A 923-nucleotide genomic window follows, 5' to 3' on the forward strand; every position below is an offset into this window, starting at 1 on the left:
AGCTTCACCGCTGGCACCAACGCTGACGGCTACTACGCCATCTCCGGCAACAACGTGGTCCTGACCGAAAAAGGCGCCGACTTCGTTAACGCGGGTAACCAGCTGCCGAAGATCGACCTGACTGTTACCGATGTTGAAGGCCTGAATTCCACTGGCACCGGTCAACCGACCGTGACCTTGGTTAACGACGTCCCAGTAATTGCTGTCACGCCGACCACCATCGTCGAGAACACCGCTGAAGCAGGCACCGTCGCCGGTACCTTCGTCGCGAAAGACGAAGAAACCCCACGCGAAAACCTGAACATCAGCTTCACCGCAGGCACCAACGCTGACGGCTACTACGCCATCTCCGGCAACAACGTCGTGCTGACTGAAAAAGGTGCTGATTTCGTTAACGCGGGCAACCAGCTGCCGAAGATCGACCTGACCGTTACTGACGTTGAAGGTCTGAACTCCACTGGCACCGGTCAACCGACCGTGACCCTGGTTAACGACGTCCCAGTAATTGCTGTCACGCCGACCACCATCATCGAGAACACCGCCGAAGCAGGCACCGTCGCCGGTACCTTCGTCGCGAAAGACGAAGAAACACCACGCGAAAACCTGAACATCAGCTTCACAGCTGGCACCAACGCTGACGGCTACTACGCCATCTCCGGCAACAACGTTGTGCTGACCGAAAAAGGCGCTGACTTCGTTAACGCTGGTAACCAACTGCCGAAAATCGACCTGACCGTTACCGATGTTGAAGGCCTGAACTCCACCGGCACCGGCCAGCCGACCGTGACCCTGGTTAACGACGTCCCGGTGATTGCTGTCACTCCGACCACCATCGTCGAGAACACTGCTGAAGCAGGCACCGTCGCCGGTACCTTCGTCGCGAAAGACGAAGAAACCCCGCGCGAAAACCTGAACATCAGCTT

1 protein-coding gene is annotated in these 923 nt (G+C 57.6%); it reads left to right on the top strand.

Annotated elements, in window-relative coordinates; all coding sequences use genetic code 11:
• On the top strand, positions 1-923 hold a 923-nt coding region (locus AOA61_RS31210; protein WP_158234804.1), incomplete at both ends, for a hypothetical protein.

The organism is Pseudomonas sp. 2995-1, assembly GCF_002742505.1.
GTDB lineage: Bacteria > Pseudomonadota > Gammaproteobacteria > Pseudomonadales > Pseudomonadaceae > Aquipseudomonas > Aquipseudomonas sivasensis.